This is a genomic window from Patiriisocius sp. 208BN25-11 (assembly GCF_058147145.1).
Map to the genome: position 1 here is coordinate 191,706 of NZ_JBYVJY010000005.1, position 7,724 is coordinate 199,429.

Consider the following 7,724-nt stretch of genomic DNA (forward strand, 5'->3'; position numbering starts at 1 on the left):
AAATTCCACCATAAAACAATGTTTTATAACTTAAAAAAAAATCTGCGCTAAAAATAACTAAATTTTACAAACTACACACATAATCTTGAAAAACTTACATTTAATCGATAAACAAGAAGATTTATCTACGTATTTGAGGACTCTTAAAGACAAACCGCTCAACAAAAGGAGCGGTTTGATAAAACTGTTAAGAAATTATTCTTTGATAAGCTGTATTATTTTAGTGGAAGCTCCACTTTCTATTTGCAAAAAGTAGGCTGCACTTGCTAATTCATTGAGATCAATTTCTTGTTTTTCAATAGCTTCGGAAATATTATATGCTTTTACCAATCTTCCTGTTACATCATACAATTGTATGGTGTCTAAAGAAAGTAGTTTCGGATTTTCAATAATGATGTTGTTTGAAAACGGGTTTGGGTATACAAACACCGTGTTCAGGGTATCTAATATTTCCGAAGTACCTAAAAGATCATTTACAATCAAAGTAAACTCACATTCCCCTTCAAAACCATTTTCATCTTCAGCGCTTAGCGTAATAGTATAGGTTCCTTGCGGCATCGGAGTTCCTGGATTTGGATCTTGATCAAATACTGTTACGGGTTCGGTACAGTTGTCAATTGCCATAGCTTCTCCAATTGCAAAATAATCGGGTAAGATATAAGGACCTTCTGAGGTTACGGTTTGGTCTTCTGGGCATAGCACTTCTGGACCTAAGGTGTCTACTACATTCACAAAGGCTTGACATGTTGTGGTGATACCATTATTGTTTGTGGCACTCAAGGTTACAATCACTGGCGTACCAATATCATTACAAGTAAAGGTGTCAATGTCAATGCTAAATATGCCATCTGGACAACTAATATCAGGTCCTGCATACACAGAAAGTGGAGTTATAGTTGCGGTTCCATCTTGTCCTAGGGGTACTGTAATGTTTTGGCATTGGGCTTCAATATTATTTGTGCTTGTTACAGTAACAATTGCTTCACAACTAGCTTGATTTCCTGAGGTGTCTATAACGGTTAAGAGTATAGAATTTTCGCCTATGTTTGAACAATCAAACATCGTTGTATCAATACTTATAGTGGCTATTTCACAATTGTCTATGCTTCCTCCATCTACATCTGATGCTTGAATTATTGCAGCACCATTATCATCAAGTTCAATTGTGATGTTTTGACATATTGCCATTGGGGGCATTTCATCCACAATGGTTACGGTCGCTGTACAAGTGTCTGTATTTCCATTGGCATCTTCAACAGTGAGCGTTACTAGGTTAGATCCAATAGCATCACAGGTAAAAGTAGTTGTATCAATACTTGAGTTTGAAATAACACAATTGTCTGTACTTCCACCATCGATATCACTAGCTACAATAGTTGCATTTCCAGTTGCATCTAAGGCCACAGTTATATCTTGACAGATTGCTATAGGAGCTTCTGTTTCTTCAACCGTAACAGTAGCTGTGCAACTGCTTGCATTTCCGTTTACATCTGTTACTGTGAGTGTCACTATATTGTTACCCAAATTAGTACAGTTAAAAGTATCAATGTCAAGTGCTAAGCTTGCAATTTCACAGTTGTCTGAACTTCCATTATTGATGTCTTCCGGAACAATAATCGCAGTTCCAGACGCATCCAATGTAACCGTTATATCTTGACATATTGTAGCAGGTGTTATACTATCTTCAACAGTAACAACAGAAGTACATGTAGCAGTATTTTGATTGGTATCTGTAACTGTAAGTGTTACAGTATTTGGCCCAACATTTGAGCAATCAAAACTATTAATATCAATTTCGATAGAAGCAATGCCACAAGCATCTGAACTCATATTAGAAATATCTGTTGCAGAAATGTTAGCAATTCCTGTAGCATCTAATTGAATGGTAATATCTTGGCAGGATGCTACTGGAGGTATGTTATCTATTACTTCTAAATTAAATGTACAACTTACTTGTAAGACTCCATCATCTGCGGTAAGTGTGATGGTATAATTTCCTTGCGGGACTACTGTTCCAACTGCTGGAGTTTGTGTTATTACGGCAATGCTACAATTGTCCATTGCTATACCCATTGTAGTATAATCTGGAATTATAAATGAGCAATTTTCGTCTGTACTCACTGTCATATTTTCTGGACAAGAGATAGTAGGTGGTGTTGTGTCATTTACCGTTATGGTAGTTTGACAGGAGTTAGTTACCATACCATCATTAACTATGAGTGTAACGGTCGTTATTCCTATTGGATACGGTCCCTCTGGCACTATTGTAAGTGTAAGTGTTTCGCCTTCAGGATCAAAAGAGCCGTTGTTGAAATCTGACGCTATCGCAATTCCTTCACAATTTTCATTTGCCGAAACTATTACAGGTTGACAATTGGCAATTGGAGGAATGTTACAAGAGTTTAAAGGGTCTTCTATTGTTATTGTAGTGTTGCAGGTAGACTCATTTCCATTACTATCTATAACAGTAAGTGTTACTATGTTTTCTCCCAAGTTGTCACAAGTAAATTGAGTGATGTCTATGGTTCGAGATCCAATTCCACAGGCGTCTGTAGAGTTGTTGTCTATCATTTCGGCAGTGATATTAACCATTCCATTAGCTTCTAGTGCTAGGTTAAAAGGTGCTACACAATCTGCGGTAGGTGGTATATTGTCTGTTACAAGAACATCGAATGTACACGTAACAGAATTTGTGCCGTCGCTGCTAGTAAGCGTAACGGTTGTACTTCCTACGTTTATAGTACTACCAGCTATAGGACTTTGTGTTATTGTAATATTTCCGCAGTTATCATTAGCTATTGCATCGGTTGTGTAATCGGGAAGCTGGAACTGACAATTTGCATCTGCAAAACCCGTTTGATTTTCTGGACATGTTAGTGTTGGAGGTGTTGTATCTTGAACAGTAACAATAGCTTGGCATGTATCTGTATTGTTTTCACTATCAGTTACTGTGAGTATTACTGTATTTGTTCCTATATCTGCACATGTAAACATATTCTGATCGATACTAAGTGTAACAGGACCGTCACCGTCTGAGGAGCCGTTATCAATATCTGCGGGAACAATACTTACCATTCCGTTTGCGTCAAGGACTATAGTAATGTTTTGACAAATAGCGATAGGGTCTGTAGTAGCAAGTGGATCTCGTCTAAAAACCCTTGTACTACCTTTTGGAATAGGAAAGGTGTCGCCTTCGTTTTGATTGTAATAATCACCGATGGCTGCAGTAAGGCCATCCCCACTCATACTGGTTGAATGACCAAAGTATTGTGATTGTGTTTGACCAGTATTTTCTGCATCAATATCACTACCTACTTGTATCCAGTTAGTGCCGTTAAATTCAAAAATTCTTGCGTATCCAGGGTTTGATGTAGATTGATTGGCGCCGACAACGAGTGTGTTCCCAGCAGAATCTAGTGATATAGCATGTCCATAGTCGTCAAAGGTATTGCCCCCAACCAAGTTTTGACCCAATTGCACCCAAGCAGTTCCGTTATAACGGTATAATTGAACCAATCCAAAATTAAAGCCAGCTTCATCACTATCTGGGTCACCAATGGCAACAATAGTGCCGTTTGCATTTATCGATACATTGTATCCAAATTTGTCAACATCAGCAGAACTATTAATGACATTGCCTCTTAGTACCCATGCAGTACCATTATAATCATAGATTCTAACGGCTCCTACTTGTGCACCAGAGCTATCGTCATCTGGTGCTCCAATAGCTACTGTAAGTCCGTCATCACTTAATGATACTCCAAATCCACTATCATCATCTTGGTTAATTCCATTTATTGGGGCTCCTAGAAGTTGCCACGTCCCTGATACTAATTGATAAATGGTAGTTTGACCTGCATTTGCACCGTTGGTATCATTTCCGGGTGCTCCAATTGCTACAATGTTTCCCGCGGCATTTATACTTACTGATGTTCCAAGTTCATCACCTTCTGCTTGTCCTTCAAAAATGGCTCCTATTTGTTGCCATGAGCCTGCAATTAGTTGGTGCACTCTGGCATATCCATTTCTGGTGGGACCTACAGTTCCATTCCTTGCGCCAGAAATATAGGTGTCTCCTGCGGCATTTAGACTAATAGAACTACCAAAATGATCTGCAGTTACCTCTCCGTGAGTTTCATTTCCCAGAGCAATCCAATTGGTTCCATTCCATTCATAACAGCGTATTTGTCCAAAATTAGAGCCACCACTACTAGTTGCAGTACCTTCATTATTAAACCTATCTCCTACACAGAGTCTATTCCCATCATCACTTAAAGAGCAACTCCAACCTGAAAAATCACCAAATGACTCTCCATCAATATCATCACCTAACTGGACATATTGGGAGAATGAAACATAAGGTAAGACAATTAAAAATAAAGTATAGACGAGTTTTTTCATGAGGAGTATTTTGGGACTTGGTTTTGTAGTTCTTTTAAAACAAGAATCAATAATAAGAAATTTACGATAAAAAAGCGTTCCAACTTATAAAGTGGAACATACGATTGTTTAAAAACTTGGACCAATCTATAGATGGCTTTCTAAGTAGCACTATCTGTCATTTGGTTCTCAAATGTTTTATTTTTTAAATATTCAGAAGGCGTACAACCCACTAAATTTTTAAACACTCTATTAAAAGAAGTTTTACTGGAGAATCCAGCTTCATATCCAATCGCTAAGATTTTATATTCTTTATACTTTGGGTTCGACATTAATGATTTTGCTTCACTTACTCTGTATAAATTGATAAAGCTATTGAAGTTTTGATGAAAGCAAACATTTAATATTTCAGAAAAAAGATGCACACTCATCGAGAGTTTTTCGGCAAGAATAGATTGCTTTATTTCAGGATTTAAATAGGGCTTTTGCTGCTCCATAAAATCTAAAATTTGCTGCATGTATGTTTCCTGATCTGATGCTGTTAACGATGAATTTTGATACGAAGTAGTTTTCTTTGTCGTTTGTTCTTTTTTTATGGAACTAGCAATTTCCTTTAGTTTGTCTTTTAAAACTTCATTTTCATTTCTAAGTAATAAAGAGTCCTTTTTTAGTTGCGTAGATTCTTCTTCTAATGTTTCTTTTCTTTTTCTGAAATATAAAAATGTTCCAGCCAATGCAATGCTTAAAAGCCCACCAGAAATTATAAATAGCCATTTTTCTTTGGCGCTCTTTTTAAGTGCTTCACTTTGTTCAGATAATAAGGCAGTTTTTTCATTAGAGGCTATTTCTAATTCGAGTCGTTGTGCTTTAGAGAGGGTATTTAAATAAGCTTCTCTAGCTGTAGTATAGTTTTTTTGTTCTTCTAGTGATTTTTGTAGATTGCCTTCCATCTCATATACATTAGCCAGCGTTTTGTGGGCTTTCATTTTTACATTAAAGAGGTTGATATTAGAAGCTACCGTTATGGATTGTTCCAAGTTATTTCTGGCCTCTTTTAGCTGACCTTTTTGAAATTGAGCAGCTCCTAACGTAAAAAGGGCTTTGGCTTTTTGTTTTTTGGAGTCTTCTTCTGTTAGGTCGGCAAGTATGGTTTTACAATTGTCAATTACTTTATCGTATTCTTTGAGTAATAGATAATCATCGCTTAGATTTAGTAAAGAGGAGATAATCACATCTTTTCGATTAAGGGCTATTGCTAGATCCCTAGCTTTTGTGTTATAAGCAATAGATTGCTTGAAGTCTTTTTTGTTTTTTGATGCAGTGCCAAGTCCTATATATGCAGCCATTAAAAAGTTATCTGTATCTGCGACACTTCCAGCGCGCTCAATAACCTCTAACATCGTCTTTGTAGCCTTTTCGTGGTCTTTAATTTTGTTGTACAAATTCCCTAAGTTCACCAGAATGGAAAGGTTAGATCTCTTGTCTTCTGGAAAATCCTGCATGAGGTTTGCAGATGCAATATAGGTTTCAATAGCTAGATCTAGTTCTTCTACGTTGCTATGATAAATACCAATATTGGTAAGAGCCTGTGCTTCTAATTTTTTTAAATTATTGGCTTTTGCAATGTCCAAAATAGCTTGGCAATAGGTTCTAAAAACTTCAAAATCTCCTTTGCTGTGCGCAATTTTCGAAGCCTCTTTGTAGGCAGTAATGCTATCAAGAGAAAGGGGTAGTTGGGTTTTGGTATGCGATAAAATTTTCTCATCCTGAGCTACTATAGAAAGAGAAGTGCAAAGAAGAAGATAGAGGAGGATACGCATGTATGATGTGTTGGTTTTGCACCTATTGAGGTCTACACAAAGTTATAAGGAATAGCTGTTATAAAAAAATCCGTTTATGAGATATAAACGGATTTTTAAAAAGAGATAAAAAGTGTTTCCTTATTCCTTAATGAGCTTTATAATTTTTGTATTTGAACCGCTTTCAATTCTTAAGAAGTAGGCCGCACTTGCTAATTCGTTGAGGTAAATTTCTTGTTTTTCAATCACTTCGGAAATGTTAAATGCTTTTACCAGTCTTCCTGTTACATCATACAACTGTATGGTGTCTAGAGAAAGTAGCTTCGGATTTTCAATAGTGATCTTATTTGAAAACGGGTTTGGATATACAAACACGGTGTCTAGGGTATCTAAAATTTCCGAAGTACCTAAAAGATCATCTACAATAAGTGTAAACTCGCATTCTCCTTCAAAACCATTATCATCTTCTGCGCTTAGTGTAATGATGTAGGTTCCTTGCGCTAATGGTGTTCCTGGATTTGGATCTTGATCAAAAACAGTAATTGGATCTGTACAATTATCGATGGCCATCGCTTCTCCCGTTGCAAAATAGTCAGGTAAAATGTAAGGTCCTGTAGAAGTAACGGTTTGGTCTGCTGGGCAAAATACTTCTGGCGCGAGGGTATCAATCACATTTACAAAAGCGATACAGCTATCGCTAATTCCAGATGCATTTGTAACCGTAAGCGTTACCTGCACAGGTGCACCAATATCATCACAAGTGAAGGTGTCGATGTCTACTGTAAAATCTGAAGGGCAACTACCACCACTTGATCCTCCATCGATGGTTTGAGGAGTAATGGTTGCCATGCCATTTTGATCGAGTGCAATGGTTACATTTTGACAAACTGCCATAGGTGTTTGGTTAGACCCTGTGACAGTAACTGTTGCGTCACAAGAACTCATGTTCCCATTTACATCTGTTACGGTAAGGGTTATTGTATTGTCTCCTATGTTGGAACAGTCAAAAGAATCTTGATTTATTTCTACTAAAGCAATACCACAAGCATCGGTGCTTCCTCCATCAATATCGGCAGGAGTAATGGTAGCCATACCCATATCATCAAGTTGAATGCTAATGTCTTGACACACTGCCATAGGTGGCGTGATGTCTTCTACTGTTACTGTTGCCATACAGGTGTCTGTATTTCCACTTGCATCTGTAACGGTTAGTGTTACTAAATTATCACCAACATTACTGCAATCAAATGAACTTATGTCTATTGATGTTGTAATAGCTCCGCAGCCATCTGTGCTGCCGCCATCAATATCGGCAGGGGTAATGGTAGCCATTCCCATAGCGTCAAGTTGTATGGTAATATCTTGGCAGACTGCTGTTGGTGCTAGATCATCTGTTACGGTTAGGTCAAAGCTACAAGCGTCACTGTTTGTGCCATCGTTTGCCGTAATGGTAATGGTAGTAACACCCGTACTTACTATGGTTCCTGCTAGTGGGTCTTGTGTCAATGTTATGGTTGCGCTACAGTTATCACTTGCAGTGGCTAG

At 37.6% G+C, this 7,724-nt stretch carries 3 protein-coding genes; all 3 read right to left on the reverse strand.

Features of this window, described 5'->3' with window-relative positions:
• Positions 1-195: 195 nt before the first annotated feature.
• Positions 196-4,401 carry an HYR domain-containing protein gene (locus tag ACY2RS_RS08660; RefSeq protein ID WP_490098245.1) on the reverse strand — a complete coding sequence of 1,402 codons (4,206 nt, stop codon included), beginning with the start codon at positions 4,399-4,401 and terminating at the stop codon, positions 196-198.
• Positions 4,402-4,541: 140 nt separating this feature from the next.
• A complete protein-coding gene (locus ACY2RS_RS08665; RefSeq protein WP_490098246.1) occupies positions 4,542-6,200 on the reverse strand; it encodes a helix-turn-helix domain-containing protein in 1,659 nt (552 codons plus the stop codon).
• 120 nt (positions 6,201-6,320) lie between these two features.
• On the reverse strand, positions 6,321-7,724 hold a 1,404-nt coding region (locus ACY2RS_RS08670; RefSeq protein ID WP_490098247.1), incomplete at its 5' end, for a T9SS type A sorting domain-containing protein.